Raw genomic sequence first — 23,448 nt, forward strand, 5'->3', positions numbered from 1 at the left:
AACTAATTAATCAACGACCATTAAAAATACATCATCAACAGACTGCCATTGAAAGATTCCGGGCTTGTTCGGATTAAACTTGTAATTTGCCAACTTGATTGCATAAATTTCTTCCTCCAAACATAATGTATGTAATTTATCAAGCAAGAATAGTATAACCGAAGTTAGCGATTTTGTTAAGAAATTTCTCTCTCGACTCACCAACTCGTCAAGCTATCCCCTAACTACGATTATGATTATAGCCGGATAAGCGCTAAGAAACAAGGATTATCTCTCTTTTGTCGTTTGAATGAAATAATACCGCGGATTTTGTAATATTGTTGTCATTTAAACTCTTGATCTTTAAACATTGAAAACGCTCTGAAAGATATTCGTTAAGCCCCGCATAAGCTTTTTCGTTTTGCTTAACTTTAACCCGCCATTAAGGTAAGTCAATTCACTTGCTTTTCTCCCGGTGCGGGTCTACACTGTGGTCATCAAGTGAAAGGGGGTGATGCTTTTTGGCAACTGGGAATTGTTACCTTAAAGTGATCGCTTCCGCGGAGAACGGAAACGACTAACTTCTTTAAGGTAGGCGTCAGCGAAATTATCTCGCTGGCGCTTTTGTTTTGGCTATTTTTAGCGGTTCGTGAGGCTACTAACAGCTCAATTGACGTTTTCCGCCGATTTACGCAAGCTGCGATTGATTGTCTTCGGATTCTGACGCCGGCTATGTATATGGCGTGCACGTCGGCCGGGGCTCCGCTATAGTGAGGATGTACCAAAGATAACGGTACTACTACACTTAAGGAGCGTGCTCATGCTATCTCATAACAAACCTCGTTTCTCAGTCGTTAAGACCTACCGAATCGCCGACCTCCGCGCACGAGCGTTGGCTGCTCGCCAGCCTTCCGTCAGCGCCGAACGCTTCTGGCAACACCCCGGTCAAGAACTTGCCCGCTGGTATGACGCGGTGAAGGACGACCCCGAGTTCCTGCGGACGTTGGTCGCTAGCACCCCGACGCCCACCGATGAGGAACTACGTAGCGGTGATTACCTGGAGGTTGGCTTTGGCCAGTATTTTGATGAGGAGACTGGAATCTTCTATCAGACAACGGACTCGGAGACGGATTAACTGACCGGTGACGACCACCCCGTTTGACTAGGGCTGAACGTTTCGGCTGTTCCTTAGAATTGATACGTCGCGATTGGGATGTATCAATCTTACATAGGTGACGTTTTGACTAGGAATTGTGTTTCTTCCTATAATTGGGCAACTAAGCATTCTTGGGCTGACTCGCTTGATTCCTGGCCCTTCCCTAACATGGGGCGTGGACAATTACGAATTCACGGCTGACCAAACGATGGCAAGCCAAACGTCCAGCACGGTCTATCAATCGGCCATGCTGGACGTTTATCTTTTATGTTCATTTTAAACTCACACCACCGGCCGCACCTCACGCACCGCAGCCTTGATCACGGTACCCAGCCGCTGCATGCCCAGGTCAATCTCGTCCGGCGTCAGGCCGGTGAAGCACAGGCGCAGGCCGTTGTGGACGTTTCTAGCCGGGTAGAAGTTAGTCCCCGGCACGTAGGACACGTGCGCCTGCGGAATCGCCGCTCGCGTCAACAGGTCCGCCGTATCGACCTCCGGCGGCAACGTCACCCAATCGAAGAAGCCGCCATTGGGCTGGGTAAAGGCCACCTCATCCGGGAAGTAGGCCGTCAGTGCCCGCACCAAGGCCGCACACTGATCGCGATAATTCGCTCGTAACGCGGCGACGTGGGCGTCCAAGTCATGCGTGTCCAGATAGGCGTTAATCGCCGCGTGAACCACGTTATTGGCCTCCAGGTCACTCGCCTGTCGTGTCCGCAGAATGGCCGTCAGGAGGTCACCCTCGGCCACTAGCCAGCCCGTTCGCAGTCCCGGCATCAGAATTTTCGACAGGCTGGACACGAAGACCACCCGCCCCTCGGTGTCGAAATGTTTAATCGCCGGCAACGGATCATGGGTGTAGCCTAGGTCGCGGTACGGCGAGTCCTCCAAGATGATGAAATCATACCGATTGGCCAGATCGACCAACTGCTTACGTTTAGTCACGCTCATGGTGATGCCGGTCGGATTGTGATAGTCCGGCACGGTGTAGAGTAGCTTAATTCGCGGGTGCTGCTTCAGCGTATCCTCCAAGCGATTGAGATCGAGGCCATCCGCCTGCAGCGGCACCGCGTGGTAGGTCGGCTGATACAGGTCGAAGGCGGCCAGCGCCCCGATGTAAGTCGGCACCTCCACGGCCACCTCATCCCCCACGTTCAGCAGCGCCTTAGCGACCAGCTCGATAGCCTGTTGCCCGCCGTTGGTCAGCACCACCTGATCGGCGGTCGTTGTCACCTGGCCCCATTTACCAATCCGGGCCGCCAACTTCGCCCGTAACGCCGGGTTGCCCTGCGCCGTCTGGTACTGAAAGAGGTGCGCGCCGTTCTCGGCAATCGCGGTCGTAAAGGCCGCCTGCATCGCCGCCACTGGAAACAAGTCTTCGCGCGGACTGCCCGCCGCAAAGGACAGCGCCCGCGGGTCATCGTCTTTCGGAAACAGCCCACTCAAAGCAGAGGGCACATCGGGATTCACGCGTTGCGCCAACAAGTCTTTTAACATCGTAACCACACCTTTCTAAGACGACCCCCGGCACCCCGCCGAGGCCATCCAAGCCATTCGCTCCCTTAGCCGACCGGTCATTACGGCCCACAATTATCCCAACATCGAATTATCGCTTCCCGCTTTCCTAGGAGTATGATAGAATACCGTTGACAGAAAAACTATTTCAACTATCTAGAAATAGCGTGAATGTAATTCATCTTAACCAATCGGAGGTGGCCACGATGTTACCCTTTGCCTATCGCGTCTTTCAAACTATTGTTCAGGAACAGACCTTCTATCGGGCCGCGCAGACGCTAAACGTCACGCCCTCAGCCATCAGCCACTCGGTCAATCAACTGGAAAAGGAACTCGGTTTCCCCCTATTTATTCGAAACCGCACCGGGGTCGAACTGACGCCGGACGGCAAGACCATCCTGCCGCTGATTCAGGCCATCATTAACGCCGAGGACCGGCTCCAGCAGGCCGCCGCCAACATCAACGGCATGAACGCCGGCTCCGTGCGCATGGGGGCCTTCTCGTCTGTATGCATCAACTGGCTGCCACCCATCATTCGGCAGTTCAAGCAGGATTACCCGGACATCGCCATCAACGTGGAACAGGCCGACTTCAGTAACATCGCCGCGGCCGTCAAGACCGGTCGTCTGGACCTCGGCTTCTCCGCGCTACCCGTTTCCGAAAAGCTGACGATCCTACCGCTGGTCAAAGACGAGATCTACTGCATCACGCCCAACGACTTCATCCCCGCCAACCGCACCACGGTGACCGCCGCCGACCTGGTCGATCAGAATTTCATCCTCCAGCGCGGCGACTACGACAAGGACACCAAGGCCGCGCTGGACCACTACCAGATTCGGCCCAACGCCCTGCGGTTCTCCATCGATGACCAGTCGATTCTTGCCATGGTCGAGGCCGGCATGGGCATGGGGATTCTCCCGGAACTGGCGTTAGAACGGGTCAGTGGCAACGTCAACGTCTACCCGTTCGATACGAAATTCTTCCGCACCATCTGCCTGGTCGTCAACTCCGAACAGGCCAAGGCCCCCTCGACCGCCAAGATGATTGGCGCCATCACCGACTACGTAACGGCCAAGTACCCGGACAAGGTGCTGGCCCATCCGCATGTGGGGTAACGCTTAAACGTCAGATAAAATCGCAATCGCTTTACCGGGTGTCGGTGAGTGATTGCGATTTTTTGACGTAACACCCTACCGCTACTTAGTAATCTTGTCTCAAACCGTGTTACAAACTAGGTCGTTCTCGCGTTTTTTGCTATAATAGCATCAATTAATCTATCAAAAGGAGTTGAATCCTGACGATGTCCATTCAAGACGAATTAAAGAATATCAGCACAATTAAAGCAAAAATGGATACTTTTCGACCGCTATCCGCTCAGCAGGTCAAAGAACTTGATCAGCGCGTCCGAATTGAACACGTGTGGTCTTCGAACGCTATTGAGGGTAATACCTTAACTCGCTATGAGACGGCCTCCATCTTAAACACAGGAATGACCGTCCACGGTGTCCCCGTCAAAGACGTTCTTGAAACGCTGGACTTAAACGAGGCCTATGAATATATGATGACATTGGCCAGCCAAAAAACACCACTGAGTTCAACCTTGATTCGGACACTCAACCGAATTGTGACGTTACAAACGACCACAGACAAGGCCAATGCCGGGGTCTACCGAATTTTAGCCGCCTGGCCTTATGGTAGTGAAGATAAGCCGTACGTTGCCCCATTCGATATTGCGCCTCAAATGGACGACTTAATGACTTGGTCACGGACTGCGCAAAATGATCGTCATCCCGTTCAATACGCCGCCGATCTCCATCAAAAGTTTGTCTCAATTCATCCCTTCGCCGATGGCAACGGCCGCACTGCACGGCTACTCATGAACATGGCCTTGACCCAAGCCGGCTATCCCGTCATCAACGTGCAACCCGACAAGGAAGCCCGCACCGCTTATATGGAAGCCCTAGCCACGTCTCGTGAAACCGGAGATCTCGAACCCTTCGAATCATTAATTATCAAATACGTACGAGAAACACTGAACGAACGCATTAGTATTCTTCAACTTAATGAGAAAAATCAAAATGATGCGAAAAATGATATCGACGAACACTTTGAAAAATTCCTGAAAGAACGAAAACAGAAGAAGTAACGCGCTTGCCTTGCAGTTTATTAAAATCGCAATCGCTTTACCGGGTGCCGGTGAGCGATTGCGATTTTTTTGACGGCCATCACGCCATATTTGATTCCGCTAATTTTGTGTCGCCGACTCGCCGGTGAGCTTTCGGCGTACTACCTCCGCTCGCTGCTCTAAATCGGTTAATTCCGCCACCAGTTGATACACCGTCGTTCCGGGATTTCGTAAATGGTAGGGCACTGTCGGTTGATAATAATCGGCCAACTTCTTGGCAAACCGGATTGCCCGTTGCCGCTTCTCGGCCGTCAGCAATGGCAGAATCGTGGTCGTATTCTTCTCATACTTCCCCTGAATACCCTGACTACGCATGTGTCGCGTCAGCTTATCTTTATACGCCTCTCGGTCGATTGCTGTATTAAGAAATTCAAAGTGTAAGAGGTACCACAACTCAAATGAATCATTGCTCCAAGCCGCGTGCCATCCCAATTGTTCAGCTAATTTAATCGCATTATCGAATTTATCGAGTGGAATATCGTCCTTATCAAAGACCACCCACACGTGTTCGAAGAGGGTCGGACTCAGTTGGATAACCTCGGCGACCCGATCAATCAGGGTCAAATTGCTAACCCCTGTTCCTTTGATCGTCAGACTAGGAATGGTAACCGCAATTCGCCCCGCAAGCCCGGCATACTTTTCCGCTAACTCAGCAGCCAAACTTTTAAAATACAGGACCTCCGTTTGAATGCCCTCCGTTGCAATTAAATAGCTCCCCGGTAAGGGCAACATTTTCTTACGTTTGGGTTTCTTCCCAACTCGTCTACTCATTCATTTCCCCCAGACGTTTTAAGTTCGGTGTGGCCTTGAATTTCCCCAAAATATAATCCTTACCATAACTGGCATCATTACGGACTTTCTTCCCATCATCAATTCGAATGCTATCCAAGGCGTACAGATCCGATACGCCATCTTCATCCTTATTTACGAACCACACTTCATCTCGTCTAAAGTTATCCTTATCCAATGTAAACAATTCCTGAGTCGTAAAGATGAGTTGTGCGCCTCGCGGATTAAGCGCCGGGTCATGAAACATAATTAAGATATACCGCAATAGGAGCGGATGGAGTTTAGCATCTAGTTCATCAATCAAGAGAATTTGCCCTTGGTCTAGAACCTGCTTTAAATCAACGTATAACATTAACATCTTGCGGGTGCCACTCGATTCCGCTGCAATTGGTGTTTGCCGCAACTTTCCTGTCTTCGGGTTACGATGATAAGCGACTACGCGTTGCTGGGGCTGACCTTCATGTGCCAAATCACTTTCCAACGACACCAGCCCCAATCCTGCAATGCCCACATCCACCGCTCGGACGAACGCTTCGAAACGTTTCTTTTCCCGGGAATCTTCTAGCAAGGCCACCAGTGGATTCTGGGGCCGATCGGCATTTAATCGGCTACCTTTCGTTACCTCGCCACGTGGATCACCGTAATCAATCACTCGGACATGCCGAAACCACGCATCGACCGCCTTAATAGTCGGTAAATTTAATCGCGCTAACGCGGACAACAGTAGCGTCTCCGGCTCAATCAGCTGGCCCAACGTCTGGACCTCTGCTTGTGTCGCAATCTCACCCGAAATACCAGTAGCACTGCGATCAAAGATGAGCCGATACTGCTCACCAATGCGTTCTTTATCACGCTGATAGAGATACTCCTCGATGACGGCACCCTGGACACAGCTAAACCCATACTGAAAAATATCCGACTGGGTTGAAAACAAGACACTGAATTCCGTTGGCTCCGTGACTTCCGAAAACCAGTATGGTTCAATCTTTCGCAACGCCGCGTCATCGGAAAAGGACGATAAAACGGCCGTTGCCATCGCCCGAAAGGCCTTAATGACATTACTCTTTCCAGAAGCATTTGCCCCGTACATAGCAGCCAACTTCAACACGCGCTCATGTTGCACATCCGTGACCACATCCGCGGGTAATTCTTTGATCGCCGATGCGGTCAGGTCGAGGGTCACTTCATCACGAAAAGACCGATAATTTTTAAACGTAAATTGGTGGAGCATTGTCATCACCTCCCTTGAAGAATATCTGATTTGTAGGCGTTTTGCAAGTAATTGAGATTTTTTCTCAAAAATAAATATTTCATTGAAATCTCACAACATTGTCATCGTTATGTACCCCAAACGGTCGCCCCTCATCCTGAGAGCCGACCGCCGAGATGTTGCGTTACGTTTGCCTTAGTGTCTTGAGACTAGCCGACCTTAAACGGCGGGTGCCGGTTGCGGGCCACCGACCAGGGCCGTCTTCGTGGTTTCCACGATTTCGGCACGCAGGGGTTCGGCGTACAGGTCAACGTCCCCCTTGGCAAACAACTTAGCCGCGGCGACCTGCTTCATCAGCTTTTCGACTTCCGCCGGCGTGAGGTCGGTGTTGACGTACTTGAGACGCAGGTGCTTGACGCGCTTGTCGGAACCTTTAAAACTCAATTCTAATGTCTTCATAGAGAAACTTCCTTTCTATTCTGCGGGTGAGACGGACGTTAGGCGATGTCGCTTTGCGTGGACACGACGGCGGTGCGGAACGGTAAGCCGGTCAAACCGGAGAGGTACCCGCCGAAATCTTCGACTTGCTTAGCGACCGGCGCGCTGATCGCGTTTTGTAACACGATCTTGACGGGCTTTTCGTCGATGTCGCCGAAGATAAAGGTAATGGTCGTTTTCTTCCAATTCGTTTGCATGGTGGTGCTCCTTCCGTGGTGCGAGATTTTATAAGTGGCTGGCCAACCCTTACACTTATTACTAATGTAAAAAATGGCTTTTTTGTTGCACGATTTCGCAAAAAAGTTTAAAAAAGTTTTTCCGGCGGCGTCAAAGTCCGCAGTAGCCGGCGGGTGAGCGACCGGCGCCAGCGAAAGACGGTGGTCCGATTCACGTCGTATTTGGCCGCAATCTCGGCGGGGGTCAACTGATCGACCACGGTGCCGACCAGAAAGCGCCACTCCCCGGTATTGCCCGCCCCACCGATCAGCTGAATCAGGTAGGCCCGAAAGTCATTGAGGCCAATCGCATTGAGCACGTCCTCATCGCTAGGCAGTTCGGCAATCAACGGGTCGTGGTCGCCGGGTTCCAGCGGCACGGCCAATCGCCGGCGGTTGCGGAGCTGATTCCCCAGCTCCCAGGTCAGCGCGCGTTGGGCGTAGGCCAGGAACTGATGCGGCTTTTCCTCCGGATTATCGGGAAAGTTGGCGTAGATTTGCGGAAAGTACGCCCGGCCCTCCTGGAGGTAGTCCTCATATTCGTCCTGGTCGGCTCGCAGGCGGAGGTTTTTCAAGGCGGCATAAATAATGGTTTCGTGATCGCCGGTATATAAGAAGCGGTACGCGGCGGCGGTATCGGTCGTCATCTTCTGAATCATCCCTTCAAGTGTGGTGATCCATAGCGCTATGGTCAGCCCCTACCTTACCGGAGGTCGCCGCAGCCCGCGAATGCGATTATTTCCAGATTCGTGCGATTATTTGGCAAAAATGTCGGCCCGAATGACGCTAAACGCCGCCGATCCCGGTTTGACGCGCTTGCGGGGTCCACACGAAATTCCCGCATTTGGCCGGTTTTTTACGATTTTTTGGCTAAAATAAATTTATTTGCGGCAAACGGATTAGGTTGTGTTATAAATAGTTATGTAGAGAAAATTTAATACCGGTGGTCGTTTTGCCAACCCCGATGAATCTCGTCTGCCGCTGACACGCAACGCATCACCGTCTATTCCAGGAGGAGACTTTACAGATGAATAAAGCAACATTGCTCACCACGGTCGCTGCGGCGGCCCTATTCTTCGGCGGTTCCACCACGCTGGCGCAGGCCAAGACCTACAACCAGAAGGGAAACGCCCTCGCCAGTTACAACGTCAAGAAGTACAAGACGGTCAAGAATAAGAATCTATTCGTGAAGCGCTATACGTTTAAGACCAGCTATAGCAACATTTTCCAGACCAAGCCCACCAGCATTCACACGACCAAGGGAAAGGCCGCCACGTTCAAGTCCAACGTCTTTTTGCCCGTGACCTACAACCATTCCGCCGACTGGGGTAATCCCCAAGCCGAGGTCCTGTCCAAAGACGGCAACACCCTCTACGAACTGATTACTCAGAGTAGCAACCGTAACAAGGGCTGGATTGTCAAATACAACCTGGGGCAGTTGCGGCACAAGTTTGGCATCAGCACGACTCACATGGATGCCCTGCGCCGGGCCAGCTACGACCATTCCGTGGGCAAGATGACCAGCAAGGACAAGCAGATTATGAAATACGTCAAGGTGGGGCCGACATTCAATACGGGCCACGGCCAATCCCTGGCTATGAACCCTAAGAACGGCCAACTCTGGTTCATCGGTAAGCCGGTCGCCGTCAAGACCAACGTCCAACGCGTCAGCACCAGTAGCTTGAAGCCGATCACCAAGATTAACTTCAAGTTGAAGAGCACCGTCACGATGGGCTCCAACCTGACCTTCGATAAGCACGGTAATGCCTACTTCTTCACGTACTCTAACGGTGGTTGGGCACCTAAGGGCGCGGTCAAGATTTACCAAGGGAAGATTGGCAGCAAGTCCGTCAAATTCCACCTGGTCATGCAAGGCCTACGCAACCGTCCCGGCACCAAGCCACAGTCGATGGCCTACAACGCCAAGCGTAACCGGCTGTACTTCGTTTCCGATAGCAGTATCTCCTCGATCCCCGTTTCCAAGTTAGGCAAGCTGAAGGCCAGCCAAGTTGAGGCCTCGAACTTCAGCGGCAAGCGCGAGTTCGAAGGCATCCAATTCGCCAAGAACGGGGCCAGCTACCTCTTGGTCAACAAGGGCGCCGAGTTGATGCAGGCCACGAACAACAAGTTCTAGTCTCGCTGTTCGCCTGCGGCTGTCAGGGTTCCGCCTGCTGTGGGGACCGGTGCGAGCCACAGAGCGGTCTCGCACCTCGGTTTGAAGCCGCCAGCCCACGTCTTCAAACACGTCCAGCGAAGTAAGCTGGCCCAAAACGCCAACTAACTTCGCGCCCACGGCTGGCTCCACCCTGACCTCCTTCGGCTACGGTTATGAGATACCGCCCGGTTGCCGTGGCCACGTTCACGGTTGGCATAGACAACCGCTACTGACACGTGTCAACGTAGCCGTGAGTGAGCCAAATCTGGGATCAGCCGGGGCACTGGTATCTGATGACTTATCAGATACCAATGGGCGACTTGGAAACGCCGGTCTTTGGCGGTTCCAAGCGAGTTTCGAGACCGCTCTTTGGCTCGAAACGTCCTCCCCCAGCGTTCCAGCCCAGATTTGGCGAACGGTAAGGCGGCCGGTTTCATCACGGTCCCCCAACGGAGGCGACTATCACCAAAAAACAAAAACCAGTTACCATCCCGCCGCTTTGGCTGAGAAGGTAACTGGTTTTGTGGGTTATGGGGCTAAGTCCGTCTGAAAGCCAGGTTTCCGGGCGAACCGGGCCGGCGATTCCGTGAAATTTAACCGCTTTCTCGACCCAAATACTGCTCAAACGCCGCGGACAATGTTATACTGGCCCCGAGACGGATTGACATTTTAGCCATCCGCCTGGAATAACTACCATAACTCAATCTCCAACAAAGGGAACACCAGCGCCTGCCCGGCGTTGACGTTCCCTTTGCTAACTTTTCGACGATGCTTCTACAGTAGCGCGAAGATCACCGCAATCATCAATAAGACGGCTAGGCCAATACCAGCCTCATACTTTCCCCGGCGCGTGGTGCGCTCAACGCTCAGGGTGAGGTGGGGTCCGTCGACTAACTTCATGATGGTCTCCTTTCACGTAACCTCAGTTACTGCGTTCTACCCAAATAGTGAAAATCCGGATCACGCCCCGCGCGGTAACAGGCGAAGGCCCGCGTCAGCTCATTGTGAAACGTCACCAGAATGGCCGGCGTGGCCCAAGTGGATGCCGCCCAAAAAACGGTATCGTCCGGCTCGCGCGGATCGTTGGGATAGCGGTAATAGCCGCGGTCCTCATCCCAAATGGTGCCCTGGGTGTTCAACCAGTCCTCGGCTAGGCCCGCCTGCACGACCGCCATCACATCGGCGTTATCGCGAATCAGGGCCGCTAACTTATCCCAGTCCAACTGCCAATCGTGCTGTTTGGGCAACTGCGAACGCGTGCCCAACGGCGTATGCCGCAACGCAATCGGCGTGAAATCAATAAAATCCATGGTGGCTGACCTCCTGTCTGGCTTCTGTCTCTATCATACCGCGTTTCGACAGGCGGCGCGTCCTCAGCCGTTCACCGGTGGGGCTACAAATGGTCCTCAGATTAGACGATCTGGGGGCCATTTTTCACTGCCTATCATACCTGAAAACGCTTAAAATTGCGACCCTTATGCGCGCAATCCATTAAGCAGATTAACCAATTACCTATCCTAACTATTAGTCAAAAAGCGACGGGGCTCTCCGTACCCGTCGCTAAGGTTAACTGGATTGATCGTCACCGGCCAGCACACAGCGAATCTCCGCGAGTTGTAGCTTGCGGTAGTGGTCGGTGGCCAAGCGCACCACGATCTGATCCGCATCGACGCCGGCAATGACGCCATCTAAGGTGGTCAACACCTGATTATCATCCAGGCTATTTAGCTGTAGATGCACGGGCCGTTGCGATCGCCAAGCCGCGGCCAACTGCCGACTGAGTTGCGGCAAGGGTTGCTGGTCGTGGGGCCGTTCGACCTGTTCTGCGGCGTGCATCTTGGCCAAGGCGCTGGTGTGGTCGGACAGGTAGAACCCGCCCCATTTCAACATGCCGCGATCCCGGTAGTCGCGCCGAAAGAACTCGGCGGCCAGCCGATCGTCCGGTGTGCGATGTAAGATCATGACGGCTCACTTCCTTAGTGAATCCAACGTTGACTCTCCGGCCAGCGGACCCGCCCAAAGTTGACGAAGTTCAGGGACAGCTGGGTCTGTTGCCGCAACGCGTTGACGACCTGCTCCAAGATCTCGAGGTCGGTTGTCCGTAGCGTATGCAGAGGTATCGAGCGAGCGCGGTGCCGTTGGCGTTGAATATTCATGAAGAAATTAAACGTCTGGCCGTACTGGTCGTTCACGACATCCACCCGATACCGACAGTGCCATTGGGCCGTGAACAGCTTGGCCAGCCGCGCATAAATCAAATCCGCTTCCTGCTTGGGATCAATCAAAACTATTCCCCCCATTGTGGCCGCCCACCAACGCGGCGCGCCGTAGCATGGTGCCCCCGGGCATCAGACTGCTGGCGGGAATGACCGCGGTCTTGCCGAACTTATCCCGAAGTTCGTCAATCACCCGGTCGAACCGCTCGTCCTTAATCTGGCGGTGGGGGTCTTGAAAGATATCCAGTTGCAGGCCCCGACTCGTATTCAGCCGCGACAGGCCCACGCTAATATTGCGGATGGCCTGGCCTTCCCAGTGCTGGCGAAATAATCGCAACAACGTGGCCGCAATGGTCTGCACGTTATCGGTGGGATCGAGGCGACAGCTGTGGTGGAAACCACTGCGACCATCGCCCGCTTCGCCGGTACGTGCAAACCCAATGCCTAGGCTCACGCACCCGGCCTGCTGGTGATGGTGCCGCATCCGCGAGGTCGTCTGCTGGGCAATCTCACGAATCACCAGCTCAATCTCCGGTTGCGCTCGGTAATCGCGGGGCAGAACCTGCGAATTACTCCAGCTTTTCTCCTTGGCCGGCCGCAACTGGTGGAGTTGGCTGCGATCGATACCCCACGCCAGCGCAAAGAGTTGTCCACCAATCACGCCCATTTCCGCTTGCAATTCGTAGGGATTGACGCTGGCTAAGTCGCGCATGCTATGAATCCCCAACCGCTGGAGGTGGGCCGCCGTGCGATGGCCAATGCTCCAGACACTCTCGAGCTTGGTAATCGGCCAAATCTTCTGTGGCACCGTCTCATAGGTCAAGCGACCAATCAGCTCGTGGTCGTGCTTGGCTTGCAAGTCCAGAGCGAGCTTCGCCTGAACTGGATTCTCGCCAATGCCCACGGTCGTATACAACCCCATCTCGTGACGAATTCGGAGCTGAATCCGGCGAGCCACCTCCTCGGGCGTCCGACCAAACAGTCGCCAGGACTTGGTCATATCCAGAATGGATTCGTCGATCGAGTACGGAAACAGGTCGTGATCGGCCACGTACTCCCGGAAAATTTTATTAATCTTCAGATTCTCCTGAATATAGAGGTTCATGCGCGGGGGGACGACTAAGATACGGGGATCGTCGGGCACTTCATACTGCCGCGAAACGTTGCTGATGCCGAAGAGTTTTTTCGCCATGGGCGAGGCCGCTAGTACCAGCCCACTGCCGGTATTGTCCGCCTCGGACATCACGACAATCACCGACCGTAACGGATTAAGCCCCCGGGCCGCGCTCTCCACGCTGGCGTAGAAGGACTTGTTATCAATCATAAAGAACAGTCCATGCGGTTCATTTCGATAATCCATGTCCGTAACCCCCTCGCTTGTTGTTCTTATTATACGAACATTTGTTCGGCAATGCAACCTCTTTTTTTAAAACTTTTAACGCGGCCTTCCCCCCCAGCGAACCATCACCACTACCCGTTCTTTTGCCGGTATACTGTGTAGACCATTCATTCTAAAAAATAAAGCATTCAGTAAACTAGTTCAACGAACAAAGGGCCCTTTCCCTCACCAATAGCCGCCGTCTAACCCGGTTAATTATGAATATTTAAATTTTGGCATTTAGGTAGCATTTCTCGACTATCCGTGTTACTATGAACTTGTGAAGTTAGCCCTAGTCAACTAGCTTCCTCAACTTTAAATGCAGGATCAGGTTTATCGTCACTTAAACGCGGTAGAACTGGTTCTGTTTTTTTGTGTTTTCTTACTGTTACGCTGTTAAGTAATTGTTACAAACCAGTGACAATTCGTTTACACTAACCCGTGTCCAAAAAAAGCTGCCGATTACCGGAAAAATTCCGGTAGTCGACAGCTGTCGTCTCTTTATTTCGTCGCGGTAAAGGCCGTGCGCATCGCTTGCGTATCCGCCTGCGGGTGGTCACTGCGCGTCAAGAGCGTAATCACCGCCACGCCGGCCGCCCCGGTTGCCGCAATGGCCGGCAGCGAAGCAACCGTCACGCCCCCAATTGCCACCACGGGCACGTTGGCCTGGGCCACCAGCGCCTGCAGGCCAGCCACGCCCATCACCGGATCGGCATCGTCCTTGGACGTGGTCGGGTAGATGGGGCCGCTTCCTATGTAGGAAATCCCCTTGATCTGGTTGGCTTGAGCCACCTCGGCCGCCGTATTACACGACAGGCCCACGAACATCTGGCGACCGTCCACCGTCTGGAGGACCTTGGTGATCTGCTCATCGCTTTGGCCGACGTGAATTCCGTCCGCCTGCAGGGCCAGGGCGAGGTCCACATCGTCATCCACGATAAAGGGCACACTCGCCGCGCGACATTGTTCTCGCAAGTCGCGGCCTAACGCCAGGCGCTTGTCGGGCGTCAAGGTACTAGCGCCCTTATCTCTGAACTGAAACGCGGTAATGCCGGCCCGTAACATGGTCGCCAACACCTCGCGCAAATCTTGACCGGGAACGTCTTGGCTCCCCGCCACAAAGTAGGCCCGTAAGAGACCGGGCTCAAAAGTTACTGACATTATTGCGCACCTCCTTGGCCATACGCCCAGTGATTCAACGGGCCGTGGCCGTTTCCAACTGCAATCGGATTGGCAATGGCCGCCGTCACGTAGTCCTTGCCGATGCGAATGGCCGACTCAAAGTCCTGGCCCTTCGCCAACTCCGCCGTAATGCACGACGACAGGGTGTCACCAGTCCCGTGTGTCCGTACGGTATCGATTCGCCGCGCGGATAACCAGAATGACCGGCCATCGGCGAGAAGGACAAAGTCGCGGGCTTCCTTGGGCGTGGTCTCGTGACCGCCTTTGATAATGACGTTCTTAGCGCCCAGGTCTTGCAAGACCACCGCCGCAGCCTCCATCGCCTTTTCATCCGTAATCTTGACGCCGGTCAACCGTTCCGCCTCCGGCAAGTTCGGCGTGAGGACGTCGGCCAATGGCACCAGTTCGTCACGAACCGTGGTCACGGCATCGTCCGCCAACAGCGCCGCGCCGCCCTTGGCAATCATCACCGGGTCAACCGTCAGGGGGCCGAAGTCGTAGCGTTTCAAGTTCTCGACGACGCCGTGGACGTGTTCGGCATCCGCCAACATCCCCGTCTTGCAGGCCCGAATCTTCAGGTCGGCCGCCAGCGAGGCGAACTGTTCATCCACTAATTTTTGCGGTAAGGCCATGAAATCCTGAACGCCCAGTGTGTTTTGAGCCGTCACTGCGACCACCACGGCCGTGCCGAAGACGTTGCGCTCCTGCATCGTCTTCAGGTCGGCCATGACACCGGCGCCACCCCCGCTATCGGTTCCCGCGATCGTTAACGTCTGTGGAAATTCATTTGCCATCCTACATACATCCCTTCTACTGATAAGCCGCGATTGCCTCAATCTGGGCAGTCGTGGTCAATTGTAACCCGTCCAATAACTGGACGATGAAGCTCCCGGCCCCGAGGTTCGGCGTGGCCTGGGCGACCCGCTGACCAATCGCCGCGAAGACTAGGCAAGCCGTCTGAGCGGCCTCGAAATAGTCGTCATCCACGGCACAGAAGGCCGCCACGATGCTCGACAACATGTCCCCGGACCCCACGTGAATCTGGAAAAGCGGCGTGCCGTTTAGGACCTTGACCACCCGCGTGCCGTCTGTAATGATATCGGTCGGCCCGGAGAGGATCACGACACACTTTAACTTTTGCGCACAGGCCTGCGCAATCGCCACGAGATCGCCGGTCCCCTCACCGGCATCGATCCCCTTGGCCTGCCAATCCACGTCGGCTAATGCCGCAATCTCACCGGCATTGCCGCGGATCACGTCCGGCTGAAAGTGTGTCAACAGATTCAACGCCACGTGCTTGCGATACGTCACCGCGCCCACCGCCACGGGGTCAATCACCAACGGCTTGTGGTGCTGGTTGGCCAGCTCGCCCACCTTGCGAATCTGCTCGACCTGCGGCTGGGTAAAGGCCCCGAGGTTCAGGCAAACGGCATTGGCCAAACCGACCATTTCATCGGCCTCGGCGACCTCTTCGGACATGATCGGTGAGGCACCGAGCGCGTTTAACCCGTTGGCCACGTCCTGAACCGTGACGAAGTTGGAGATATTAAAAACAATGGGATTCTGTTGGCGTAGCGTTTCTAACAAGTCTAATTTCATAGTGTTTCCCCCTTAGGAATCTGCTGGCTTCTGTTCTATTGCTGGCACTGGAAATTGGTGATATGACTTCGCCTTGCCGTTCGCCAAATCTGGGCTGGAACGCTGGGGAAGGACGTTTCGAGCCAAGGAACGGTCTCGAAACTCGCTTGGAACCGCCAAAGATCGGCGTTTCCAAGTCGCCCATTTTCGACTGGTAACCCGCCAGTCGAAAATGCCCCGGCTGAGCCCAGATTTGACTCACTCACGGCTAACACAGCATTACTCACTGCCATTGCCACACGAGGTGGTTGCTAGCAACTAGTCCCAGCTAACTTTGCACCCACGGCTGGCGCCATCCCTGGCCTCCTACGGCTACGGCAACTTTGCGCATCTCAAATTTCACGCTTTCAACGTGCGTCGATTTTCATCCGGGCAAGTTCTCAGTCGTTGGGACGTTCACAAAATTCTGTTTTGAAAGCAACAACCCATTGCATACCCTGATTTCTATCTTCCAAACGACGCCACCCAATCTCCAGCTTCCCCAACACTAGACGTGTCCATCGACCACCGCTCTGCCGGCATAAAAAACGGGCCGCCAGCTCACAAGGTTTGTGAACCAGCGGCCCCGAGGTGCCACGACACATTCCCTTCGCAAGTCCCAACTTGACAGGTTCCAAGGGATCACGGGCACTCCCGCATCTCAGTCCATCGTGGACACCCCTAGTGTTTTGGTTAATTCCAGCATAACAGGTTTTCCCGTTACGTCAACGATTCTCGTATTATCGGATAATCTGTTCAGCGGCTTTACCGACTAACCGCCAGAGATGGTCGAGGGCCTTGTCGGATAACAGCCGGCGGGCAATCAGAATCTCATTACCCGCGCCCGCCGTATAGCGGGTCTTGGGCCGCCGAGACAGCGCCGCGCGGTCCACCAATCGGGCAATGACCTGGGGCTTGCTGGCAAAGCGTTTGGCCGCCGTTAAGATGGCCGCCGCTCGACTCGCACCCTGGGCGTACGGCCCGTTAGCCGAGGTTTCCTGCAAATGTTCCGCCGCAATGTCCGACCATTCCGACTGGATACCGCCCGGTTCAATCACCGCCACCTGAACGCCCTGGGAGGCCAGTTCAAAGCGCAGGGCATCCGACAAGCCTTCCAGGGCGAACTTAGACGCCACGTACCAGCCGCCAAAGGGCTGTGCCACCTTGCCGTCCACGGAAGAAATGTTGATAATCCGTCCGGCGTGTTGCTGGCGCATCATCGGCAAGACCGACTGAATCAACCGCGCCACGCCGAACAAGTTAACATCGAATTGGTTCTGTGCCTGCTCTAACGGCACCTCTTCGATGGCCCCCATCAGACCGTAACCGGCGTTGTTCACCAGAATATCGATTCGTCCGGTCTCACTCACAATCCGATCGACCACGTGCTCCACGCTCTCGGGCTTCGTCACGTCCAGCGCCAGCGTGGTGATGCCCAAGTCATCCAAATCATTCATTCGGCTCACCCGCCGCGCCCCGGCATAGACCGTGACGCCGTTTCGATGTAAGCTCCGCGCAATCGCATTGCCGATGCCCGAAGACGCTCCTGTAACCAACGCAACTTTTCGATGTGCCATACTTATTACCTCCTAATTTGACGGACCGACTAACTGTTTACGTTCATTGTAAAATTCGCGGTAGGCCCCGTAACAGGCCAGAACCGACCCAATGCTGGTTGCCGATGTCAGCATGAAAATCACCATAATCTGGTATTTAATCGCACGCACCGGGTCCACCCCGGCAAAGATTAAGCCCGACATCATCCCCGGCAAACTCACGATGCCCATCGTCTTGGCCGAGTCGATGGTCGGCTGCATCCCCGTCTTGATGCTGTCCCGAACGATTTCTCTGGAGGCGTCCTTGAGGTCCGCTCCCAGCGCCAACTTCTCCAAGACGGCCTGCCGTTCCTGCTTGAACTGCGCATTGAGATTGCGATAGCACAGGCCAATGGCCACCATCGAGTTGGACGCAATCATCCCGGCAATGGGAATCATCTGCGACGGGATAAAGGCGATGGCCCCCGCCAGCATCAACACTCCCAGCGTCACGGCGGTACTGATGAGAATCGCCCCCACGGAAATGGGCAGGGCGTGGGGAATCCCGTTACTACGCTGTTTGGCATTGTAACCGGCATTAAAGATAATGATGAGGATGAGCGTCCCCGTCAACCACCCGTTGTTCACGCGAAAGACGGACTTCAACAGGTAACCGACGATAAAAAGTTGGATGACCGCCCGCACCACGCCGATAACCATGTCCCGATCAATTCCCAGCTTCTCGTGCCAGCCAATCGCTAGTGCAATCATCACCAGGCCCAACTCCAACATTAACGACTGGTTATTTACCGCTAAATTCATTGTGCACCTCCTGGAACGATTCTGCCATTAACTAGTGTGACCAATCGCTGGGCGGCCGTGATTTCCGCCTGGTCGTGCGTAATAGCAATCACGGTGATGCCGTCGTCTTGGTTAAAATGGCGAACCATCGACCAGACAAACGCCTTATTCTCGGCGTCCAGCCCGGCCGTCACCTCGTCTAGAATCAGGACTTCCGGATAAATCATGACGTTACGCAGAAGGGCCACCCGTTGGCGCTGACCACCGGAAAGGTCGATGACGGCCTTGTCCAAGTCGTTAGCCGTCAAGCCCACGTATTCCAGGGCGGCCACGGCGCGCTGACGGTCGAAAGGCAACTGACGAATCTGATAGGGAAAGGCCAGGTTGTCGTAAACCGTCTCGCCAAAAAGCGTGGGCTGCTGAAAGCTGTAGGACACTCGCCGACGATAGGCGATGGGATCGTAGTCCTCGATGGCCTTCCCGGCAAACCGCAGCGTCCCGCTGGTGTGGCTCAACAATGAGGCGATGATGCGGACCAAGGTAGACTTGCCACTCCCGGAAGGCCCGGAGATGGTCACCCACTCGCCGGCGTCAACGTTGAGGTCAATTCCCCGCAGAATCGGCGTGTCACCGACCTGGTAGCCGACCTGCTTTAATTCCAAAAGACTCACACTCGCGGCCTCCTTTTCACATATAAATTGATTATACCCAACTGGCGGTAGCTTGCCTATGGAAACGGCTTCATTTTTGCCGAAAAAACCGCAAAACCCCGGCGACTGCTAAAGTTTGGTATAATGTTCAAGATAGTAATTGTTCGGAAAAAATAAGCGAAACACTCACGTCAACCTAAGTAGGAGAAAGATATGCCAAATTATGAGTCAAAGAATCACCGCGGCTTTCACAACGACCGCCGACAACACGGTGCCGGTAACCGTAGCCAATCAACGCGCAACTACCGGTCGAAGCCGCGGCGGCGCGAAACGCCCCAAGTTCAGGTCGAAATCGGCCAACGTTTTCCGTTAACCATCAAGCGCATGGGCATTAACGGCGAAGGGATCGGCTACTACAAGCGCATGGCCGTCTTCATTCCCGGCGCGCTGACCGGTGAAGAGGTCGTGGCCGAGGTCACCAGCGTGGCCACCCGCTACCTGCGGGCCAAGGTCCACCGGATTCGCCAGACCAGTCCCCACCGCGTAGACCCCCGCGACAGCTACGCCGATCAGGTCGGTGGTTTTGAACTGGAACACCTCGACTACCCGGAACAATTGAAATTCAAGAAAGACGTGGTCGCCCAATCCCTGGAACGCTACCAACCCGCCGGCTACAAGCATTATGACTTACGGCCGACACTGGGGATGGACGACCCCTACGGCTACCGTAACAAGGCCCAATTCCAGGTTCGTCGCAACGCCGCGGGTCAGGTCGAAGCCGGCCTATACGCGGAACGTAGCCACGACCTGGTGGACTTACCCACCTGTTCCGTTCAGATGCCCGTGACCATGCACGTCATGCGGGCCGTGGTCGCCATGCTCCAAGACCTCGACATGCCCATCTACGACGAAGAACAAGGCTCCGGTATCGTCAAAACCTTGGTCGTCCGGGCCGCCGCTCACACCGACGACGTGCAGCTGGTCTTCATCACCAATTCGACCAAGCTGCCGCACAAGCACGAGCTGTTAACCCGAATTGCGGCCGAGCTTCCCGAGGTTACTTCCGTCATGCAAAACATCAACCCCGGCAAGACGTCACTGGTCTGGGGCGATGAGACGCAGCATTTAGCCGGCGCGGAAGCCATCACGGAGAAGCTGGATGGCCTAGCCTTCAAGCTGTCCGCTCGGGCCTTCCTGCAGTTGAACCCCTACCAAATGGAAATCCTCTACGCCGAGGCTAAGAAGGCCTTAGACCTTCAACCGGGGGAAACCGTGGTCGACGCCTACTCGGGAATCGGCACGATTGGGCTGTCCCTGGCGAGCGTGGCCGAAGAGGTTCGCGGGATGGACGTCATTCCCGAAGCCGTGGCCGATGCGAACGAAAACGCCGCCGCTAACGGCATTACCAACGCCCACTACGAATTGGGCACTGCCGAAGACCTCCTGCCGAAGTGGGTCATGGCCGGCTTCCATCCGGATGCCATCGTGGTCGATCCGCCCCGCACCGGCTTGGACGGCACGCTGATCGAAACGATCTTAGCCGTGCGGCCACCGAAGCTGGTCTACATTTCTTGCAACCCCTCCACGTTGGCCAAGGATTTAGTCGAGCTGGCTCATGATTACCGGGTGGACTATATTCAATCCGTCGACATGATGCCGCAAACCGCCCGGTGTGAAGCGGTCGTTAAGTTGAGTCGCCGTCAATAAGCGGCGCTATCTGCCGAGGTATCAATAGATTAATAGGCAGACACCACTTTTCGTGTTAGACTTTTATTTAACGTAAGCACACTGAATTCTGTAGAAAGTTGGCAAATGACATGCAAGATCCTTTCAAGGGCTTTAACAACGATAATGATCCGGATAACCAAAATGGTGACGGCCCTCAAGGACTGCCGTTACCGCCAAATTACGCAACCGTTGTTAACCCAGAGACGGGGAATATGCGAATCGCCAAGGTCGGCTTTTCCTGGACGATGTTTATCTTTCCCCCGTTCCCAACGATGTTTCGGGCGGACTGGTACAACCTGTTCTGTATTCTCGGGGTTGAGCTCAGCATCATGATGGTGCTATCCATGATGGTGCCCGTCAACCAGTTGGCCCAGTTCTTCGCTGTCGGCGGCTGGGAAATGTTGCGCGGCTTCCTCTGGGGGTCGCTTTACAACATGATGTACTTCAAGCACCTGTTCACCCGCGGCTTCGTGCCGGCGGATGAACGGTCCAAGGACTTGTTGACCCGGGCGCGCTACTGGCAACCCAAAAATAACGATTAAAGCTCAGGCAGGTCGTCTTCACGGACGCCCTGCCTTTTTGCTTGCTCTTACGTTTGGTTGGGGGATTGGCCTAGATTGCTGACGACTTGGGTGGGGAGCTGGCCGCCTTGCCGTTCGCGAGAGATGAGCTGGATCGCGGTGGGCAGGACGCCCCGAGCCTGAGGGGCGGTCTCGGGACTCGCTTGAAACCACGAAACCCACGTGTTTTCAAGTCGCCATTCCCTAACCGGCAAAGCCCACCGCTAAGGGAATCCCACGGCTGAGCTCATCTCTCGCTTCACTCTCGGCTACCTTTGATCACATTCAGCAACACTGACTAATCCACCCCAACGCAACGATGTCGGCGACGCAATCAGAAGAAGTCTCGCTAACTTTTGTCTCACTGAGCCATTAACCGAAACCAAACGCACGCTACCTGACTGTCGGTCACCTGGTGGGCACCAACCCAGCCGTGAGTGAGCCAAATCTGGGCTCAGCCGGGGCACTGACGACTGATGCTTTTTCAGTCGTCAGTGGGCGACTTGGAAACGCTGGTCTTTAGCGGTTCCAAGCGAGTTTTGAGACCGCCCTTTGGCTCAAAACGTCCTCCCCCAGCGTTCCAGCCCAGATTTGGCGAACGGCAAGGCGGCCAGCTCCCACCCCACCCCCATGTTGGCGAATGACCAGGGACGTTTTGCAAATTAAACCTTAAGTTCGTCTTGTTTCAGTTGCGCCGCCAAAATAGATTTGGTACATTAGGGGTACTAATCTGACTGTTAACGACTTGAGAAGGAGTAACGTATGCAAACGACGCGATCCGACAGCGCTATCAAACGCTTTTTCAAGGGCGTCATCATTGCCCTGGGCTTCATTCTGCCCGGGGTTTCCGGTGGCGTTCTCGCCGCCATTCTGGGCATTTACGAACGCCTACTTGGGTTCATGGCCCATTTTCGGCAAAATTTCAAACGCGACTTCTGGTACTTTGTGCCGGTCGGACTCGGTGGTATCGTGGGGATTGCCCTGTTATCGGCGCCGCTGGAATTCCTGCTGGCCCGCTGGCAAGTGATTGTCCTCTGGGGCTTTGCCGGCGCCATCATTGGCACGTTACCCTCCCTGATGGCCACAGCCAGCTCGCAACATCCCCGGGATGCGGCCGATTACGGCTGGTTCTTTGGTACGCTGATCGTCAGCGGCGGCCTGCTGTATTTCATGAGCGACCTCTTCGGCACCCTGCCCGCTAACTTCTGGGGATTCATGGTTGCCGGGGCCCTCATCGCCCTGGGCGTGTTGGTGCCCGGGCTGAGTCCCTCGAACCTCCTGTTGATTCTCGGGCTATTTACACCCATGCTAACGGGGTTCAAGAACTTCGATTTACTCGGCGTCTACTTGCCCATCGCGCTAGGTGGAATCATCGCCATGCTGCTGTTCTCTAAGGGGATGGACTACCTGATTCACCGTTTTCACTCGCGGGTGTATCACTTCATCCTTGGCATTGTCGTCGCCAGCACCGTGCTGATTCTGGTCCCCAATCCTCACGCGGCCGAGAGCATCTCTTATGCCGGGGCCACCGGTATGACGGTGGTCTTTAGCCTGCTAGCCCTGCTGGTGGGCGGTGCCTTGGGCTACTGGATGAGTCGTTTGGAATTAAAATATAAATAGTAAAGTTCATGAGTCCGCGGCAAAACTGCCCGGACTTTTTAACTGGCCGACTAAAGGTTAAAACATAGGGATCGACTAAAACTATGGTCATCGCGCAACTCATAGCGTTAATATTAGTCGGTTACAGTTTCGCAGTGGAAAGCGGTCGCCTTACCGTTCGCCAAATATGGGTTGGATCGCGGTGGGCGGACCGGGCCGAGCCTGAGAAGCGGTCTCGGCCTCGCTTTGAGCCGACAGTCCACGTCTCAAAGACGCCAGTTCCCTAAGTGGCATGAACCGTGCCACTAAGGGAACTCCCACGGCTGAACCCATATTTGGCTCACTCACGGCTACGACAGTGCTGGCCAGCAACCAGCGGCTTAACCCCACGTAACAACCAGTTTGTCGATAAACACCGTCCTGCCGGAGATCGCCAGGGGTGGAGCCAGCTATGTCGACGATGTTAGCTGAGGTTTTTTC

The 23,448-nt window shown here is 54.7% G+C and carries 24 protein-coding genes and 1 riboswitch; of the genes, 7 read left to right on the forward strand and 17 right to left on the reverse strand.

Features of this window, described 5'->3' with window-relative positions; genetic code table 11:
- The first annotated feature begins 799 nt into the window (after positions 1-799).
- Entirely contained in the window at positions 800-1,114 is a 315-nt protein-coding gene (locus V8I28_RS08605; RefSeq protein WP_341779711.1) for a hypothetical protein, read from the forward strand.
- Between the two features lie 303 nt (positions 1,115-1,417).
- Here V8I28_RS08605 and V8I28_RS08610 read toward each other — a convergent pair whose 3' ends face one another.
- Positions 1,418-2,632, reverse strand: coding sequence for an aminotransferase-like domain-containing protein (locus V8I28_RS08610; protein WP_341779712.1), 1,215 nt, complete (start codon positions 2,630-2,632; stop codon positions 1,418-1,420).
- 224 nt (positions 2,633-2,856) lie between these two features.
- Between V8I28_RS08610 and V8I28_RS08615 the strand changes: the two genes are divergently transcribed.
- Both V8I28_RS08615 and V8I28_RS08620 read left to right on the forward strand, forming a co-directional pair.
- A complete protein-coding gene (locus V8I28_RS08615; RefSeq protein ID WP_341779713.1) occupies positions 2,857-3,765 on the forward strand; it encodes a LysR family transcriptional regulator in 909 nt (302 codons plus the stop codon).
- 233 nt (positions 3,766-3,998) lie between these two features.
- Positions 3,999-4,796, forward strand: a complete 798-nt coding sequence (locus V8I28_RS08620) for a Fic family protein (protein ID WP_341779714.1) — start codon at positions 3,999-4,001, stop codon at positions 4,794-4,796.
- Positions 4,797-4,895: 99 nt separating this feature from the next.
- Here the strand turns inward: V8I28_RS08620 and V8I28_RS08625 are convergent, their stop codons facing one another.
- The 5 genes from V8I28_RS08625 to V8I28_RS08645 all read right to left on the reverse strand — a co-directional run bounded on the left by V8I28_RS08625 (position 4,896) and on the right by V8I28_RS08645 (position 8,194).
- On the reverse strand, positions 4,896-5,606 hold the full coding sequence (locus V8I28_RS08625) for an RloB family protein (RefSeq protein WP_341779715.1): 711 nt from the start codon (positions 5,604-5,606) through the stop codon (positions 4,896-4,898).
- Positions 5,599-6,855: an AAA family ATPase gene (locus tag V8I28_RS08630; protein ID WP_341779716.1), complete on the reverse strand. Its 1,257-nt coding sequence runs from the start codon at positions 6,853-6,855 to the stop codon at positions 5,599-5,601. The genes V8I28_RS08625 and V8I28_RS08630 overlap by 8 nt, the downstream gene beginning before the upstream one ends.
- A gap of 198 nt (positions 6,856-7,053) precedes the next feature.
- Positions 7,054-7,293: a DUF2922 domain-containing protein gene (locus tag V8I28_RS08635; protein WP_341779717.1), complete on the reverse strand. Its 240-nt coding sequence runs from the start codon at positions 7,291-7,293 to the stop codon at positions 7,054-7,056.
- A gap of 38 nt (positions 7,294-7,331) precedes the next feature.
- Positions 7,332-7,529: a hypothetical protein gene (locus V8I28_RS08640; protein ID WP_341779718.1), complete on the reverse strand. Its 198-nt coding sequence runs from the start codon at positions 7,527-7,529 to the stop codon at positions 7,332-7,334.
- Positions 7,530-7,636: 107 nt separating this feature from the next.
- Positions 7,637-8,194 carry a sigma-70 family RNA polymerase sigma factor gene (locus V8I28_RS08645; protein WP_341779719.1) on the reverse strand — a complete coding sequence of 186 codons (558 nt, stop codon included), beginning with the start codon at positions 8,192-8,194 and terminating at the stop codon, positions 7,637-7,639.
- A 380-nt stretch (positions 8,195-8,574) separates the two neighbouring features.
- Between V8I28_RS08645 and V8I28_RS08650 the strand changes: the two genes are divergently transcribed.
- Positions 8,575-9,681 carry a hypothetical protein gene (locus V8I28_RS08650; protein ID WP_341779720.1) on the forward strand — a complete coding sequence of 369 codons (1,107 nt, stop codon included), beginning with the start codon at positions 8,575-8,577 and terminating at the stop codon, positions 9,679-9,681.
- Between the two features lie 795 nt (positions 9,682-10,476).
- On the opposite strand, the gene V8I28_RS08655 is transcribed toward V8I28_RS08650, so the two are convergent.
- From V8I28_RS08655 to V8I28_RS08705, 11 genes are all read right to left on the reverse strand, one after another.
- Positions 10,477-10,602 (reverse strand): hypothetical protein, encoded by a 126-nt coding sequence (locus tag V8I28_RS08655; protein ID WP_341779721.1) that lies wholly within the window; start codon positions 10,600-10,602, stop codon positions 10,477-10,479.
- Positions 10,603-10,628: 26 nt separating this feature from the next.
- Positions 10,629-11,012: a hypothetical protein gene (locus tag V8I28_RS08660; RefSeq protein WP_341779722.1), complete on the reverse strand. Its 384-nt coding sequence runs from the start codon at positions 11,010-11,012 to the stop codon at positions 10,629-10,631.
- 256 nt (positions 11,013-11,268) lie between these two features.
- A complete protein-coding gene (locus V8I28_RS08665) occupies positions 11,269-11,664 on the reverse strand; it encodes a hypothetical protein (protein WP_341779723.1) in 396 nt (131 codons plus the stop codon).
- Positions 11,665-11,678: 14 nt separating this feature from the next.
- On the reverse strand, positions 11,679-11,987 hold the full coding sequence (locus V8I28_RS08670) for a hypothetical protein (RefSeq protein WP_341779724.1): 309 nt from the start codon (positions 11,985-11,987) through the stop codon (positions 11,679-11,681).
- On the reverse strand, positions 11,980-13,278 hold the full coding sequence (locus tag V8I28_RS08675; RefSeq protein ID WP_341779725.1) for a Y-family DNA polymerase: 1,299 nt from the start codon (positions 13,276-13,278) through the stop codon (positions 11,980-11,982). Before V8I28_RS08675 ends, V8I28_RS08670 begins: the two co-directional genes overlap by 8 nt.
- A gap of 519 nt (positions 13,279-13,797) precedes the next feature.
- Complete coding sequence (thiE, locus tag V8I28_RS08680; RefSeq protein ID WP_341779726.1) at positions 13,798-14,457, reverse strand: thiamine phosphate synthase; 660 nt, start codon at positions 14,455-14,457, stop codon at positions 13,798-13,800.
- Complete coding sequence (thiD, locus tag V8I28_RS08685) at positions 14,457-15,272, reverse strand: bifunctional hydroxymethylpyrimidine kinase/phosphomethylpyrimidine kinase (protein WP_341779727.1); 816 nt, start codon at positions 15,270-15,272, stop codon at positions 14,457-14,459. Before thiD ends, thiE begins: the two co-directional genes overlap by 1 nt.
- A 16-nt stretch (positions 15,273-15,288) precedes the next feature.
- Positions 15,289-16,077, reverse strand: a complete 789-nt coding sequence (gene thiM / locus V8I28_RS08690) for a hydroxyethylthiazole kinase (RefSeq protein WP_341779728.1) — start codon at positions 16,075-16,077, stop codon at positions 15,289-15,291.
- A 605-nt stretch (positions 16,078-16,682) separates the two neighbouring features.
- Positions 16,683-16,788, reverse strand: a riboswitch (TPP riboswitch).
- Positions 16,789-16,835: 47 nt separating this feature from the next.
- Positions 16,836-17,672 carry an oxidoreductase gene (locus V8I28_RS08695; RefSeq protein WP_341779729.1) on the reverse strand — a complete coding sequence of 279 codons (837 nt, stop codon included), beginning with the start codon at positions 17,670-17,672 and terminating at the stop codon, positions 16,836-16,838.
- 12 nt (positions 17,673-17,684) lie between these two features.
- A complete protein-coding gene (locus V8I28_RS08700; RefSeq protein WP_341779730.1) occupies positions 17,685-18,452 on the reverse strand; it encodes an ABC transporter permease in 768 nt (255 codons plus the stop codon).
- Positions 18,449-19,102 carry an ABC transporter ATP-binding protein gene (locus V8I28_RS08705; RefSeq protein ID WP_341779731.1) on the reverse strand — a complete coding sequence of 218 codons (654 nt, stop codon included), beginning with the start codon at positions 19,100-19,102 and terminating at the stop codon, positions 18,449-18,451. Before V8I28_RS08705 ends, V8I28_RS08700 begins: the two co-directional genes overlap by 4 nt.
- Positions 19,103-19,294: 192 nt before the next feature.
- On the opposite strand from V8I28_RS08705, the gene rlmD reads away from it, so the two are divergent.
- The 3 genes from rlmD to V8I28_RS08720 all read left to right on the forward strand — a co-directional run bounded on the left by rlmD (position 19,295) and on the right by V8I28_RS08720 (position 22,989).
- The gene (rlmD, locus tag V8I28_RS08710; protein WP_341779732.1) at positions 19,295-20,788 is read left to right on the forward strand and encodes a 23S rRNA (uracil(1939)-C(5))-methyltransferase RlmD; all 1,494 of its coding nucleotides are present in this window, start codon (positions 19,295-19,297) and stop codon (positions 20,786-20,788) included.
- 110 nt (positions 20,789-20,898) lie between these two features.
- Positions 20,899-21,351: a hypothetical protein gene (locus V8I28_RS08715; protein WP_341779733.1), complete on the forward strand. Its 453-nt coding sequence runs from the start codon at positions 20,899-20,901 to the stop codon at positions 21,349-21,351.
- A gap of 780 nt (positions 21,352-22,131) precedes the next feature.
- On the forward strand, positions 22,132-22,989 hold the full coding sequence (locus tag V8I28_RS08720) for a DUF368 domain-containing protein (RefSeq protein WP_341779734.1): 858 nt from the start codon (positions 22,132-22,134) through the stop codon (positions 22,987-22,989).
- The last annotated feature ends 459 nt before the right edge of the window (positions 22,990-23,448 follow it).

The sequence above is a fragment of the Levilactobacillus sp. HBUAS70063 genome (assembly GCF_038374745.1).
GTDB lineage: Bacteria > Bacillota > Bacilli > Lactobacillales > Lactobacillaceae > Levilactobacillus.

What these genes read in the sequence shown, in the direction of transcription:
- V8I28_RS08630 (WP_341779716.1), bottom strand. Translation starts at nt 6,855, where the DNA reads ATGCTCCACCAATTTACGTTTAAAAATTATCGGTCTTTTCGTGATGAA.
- V8I28_RS08650 (WP_341779720.1), top strand. Translation starts at nt 8,575, where the DNA reads ATGAATAAAGCAACATTGCTCACCACGGTCGCTGCGGCGGCCCTATTC.
- thiM (WP_341779728.1), bottom strand. Translation starts at nt 16,077, where the DNA reads ATGAAATTAGACTTGTTAGAAACGCTACGCCAACAGAATCCCATTGTT.
- V8I28_RS08700 (WP_341779730.1), bottom strand. Translation starts at nt 18,452, where the DNA reads ATGAATTTAGCGGTAAATAACCAGTCGTTAATGTTGGAGTTGGGCCTG.
- V8I28_RS08620 (WP_341779714.1), top strand. Translation starts at nt 3,999, where the DNA reads ATGGATACTTTTCGACCGCTATCCGCTCAGCAGGTCAAAGAACTTGAT.
- V8I28_RS08660 (WP_341779722.1), bottom strand. Translation starts at nt 11,012, where the DNA reads ATGGATTTTATTGATTTCACGCCGATTGCGTTGCGGCATACGCCGTTG.
- thiD (WP_341779727.1), bottom strand. Translation starts at nt 15,272, where the DNA reads ATGGCAAATGAATTTCCACAGACGTTAACGATCGCGGGAACCGATAGC.
- V8I28_RS08645 (WP_341779719.1), bottom strand. Translation starts at nt 8,194, where the DNA reads ATGACGACCGATACCGCCGCCGCGTACCGCTTCTTATATACCGGCGAT.
- V8I28_RS08640 (WP_341779718.1), bottom strand. Translation starts at nt 7,529, where the DNA reads ATGCAAACGAATTGGAAGAAAACGACCATTACCTTTATCTTCGGCGAC.
- V8I28_RS08665 (WP_341779723.1), bottom strand. Translation starts at nt 11,664, where the DNA reads ATGATCTTACATCGCACACCGGACGATCGGCTGGCCGCCGAGTTCTTT.
- V8I28_RS08625 (WP_341779715.1), bottom strand. Translation starts at nt 5,606, where the DNA reads ATGAGTAGACGAGTTGGGAAGAAACCCAAACGTAAGAAAATGTTGCCC.
- V8I28_RS08695 (WP_341779729.1), bottom strand. Translation starts at nt 17,672, where the DNA reads ATGGCACATCGAAAAGTTGCGTTGGTTACAGGAGCGTCTTCGGGCATC.
- V8I28_RS08655 (WP_341779721.1), bottom strand. Translation starts at nt 10,602, where the DNA reads ATGAAGTTAGTCGACGGACCCCACCTCACCCTGAGCGTTGAGCGCACC.
- V8I28_RS08610 (WP_341779712.1), bottom strand. Translation starts at nt 2,632, where the DNA reads ATGTTAAAAGACTTGTTGGCGCAACGCGTGAATCCCGATGTGCCCTCT.
- V8I28_RS08635 (WP_341779717.1), bottom strand. Translation starts at nt 7,293, where the DNA reads ATGAAGACATTAGAATTGAGTTTTAAAGGTTCCGACAAGCGCGTCAAG.
- V8I28_RS08615 (WP_341779713.1), top strand. Translation starts at nt 2,857, where the DNA reads ATGTTACCCTTTGCCTATCGCGTCTTTCAAACTATTGTTCAGGAACAG.
- V8I28_RS08720 (WP_341779734.1), top strand. Translation starts at nt 22,132, where the DNA reads ATGCAAACGACGCGATCCGACAGCGCTATCAAACGCTTTTTCAAGGGC.
- rlmD (WP_341779732.1), top strand. Translation starts at nt 19,295, where the DNA reads ATGCCAAATTATGAGTCAAAGAATCACCGCGGCTTTCACAACGACCGC.
- V8I28_RS08715 (WP_341779733.1), top strand. Translation starts at nt 20,899, where the DNA reads ATGCAAGATCCTTTCAAGGGCTTTAACAACGATAATGATCCGGATAAC.
- thiE (WP_341779726.1), bottom strand. Translation starts at nt 14,457, where the DNA reads ATGTCAGTAACTTTTGAGCCCGGTCTCTTACGGGCCTACTTTGTGGCG.
- V8I28_RS08675 (WP_341779725.1), bottom strand. Translation starts at nt 13,278, where the DNA reads ATGGATTATCGAAATGAACCGCATGGACTGTTCTTTATGATTGATAAC.
- V8I28_RS08605 (WP_341779711.1), top strand. Translation starts at nt 800, where the DNA reads ATGCTATCTCATAACAAACCTCGTTTCTCAGTCGTTAAGACCTACCGA.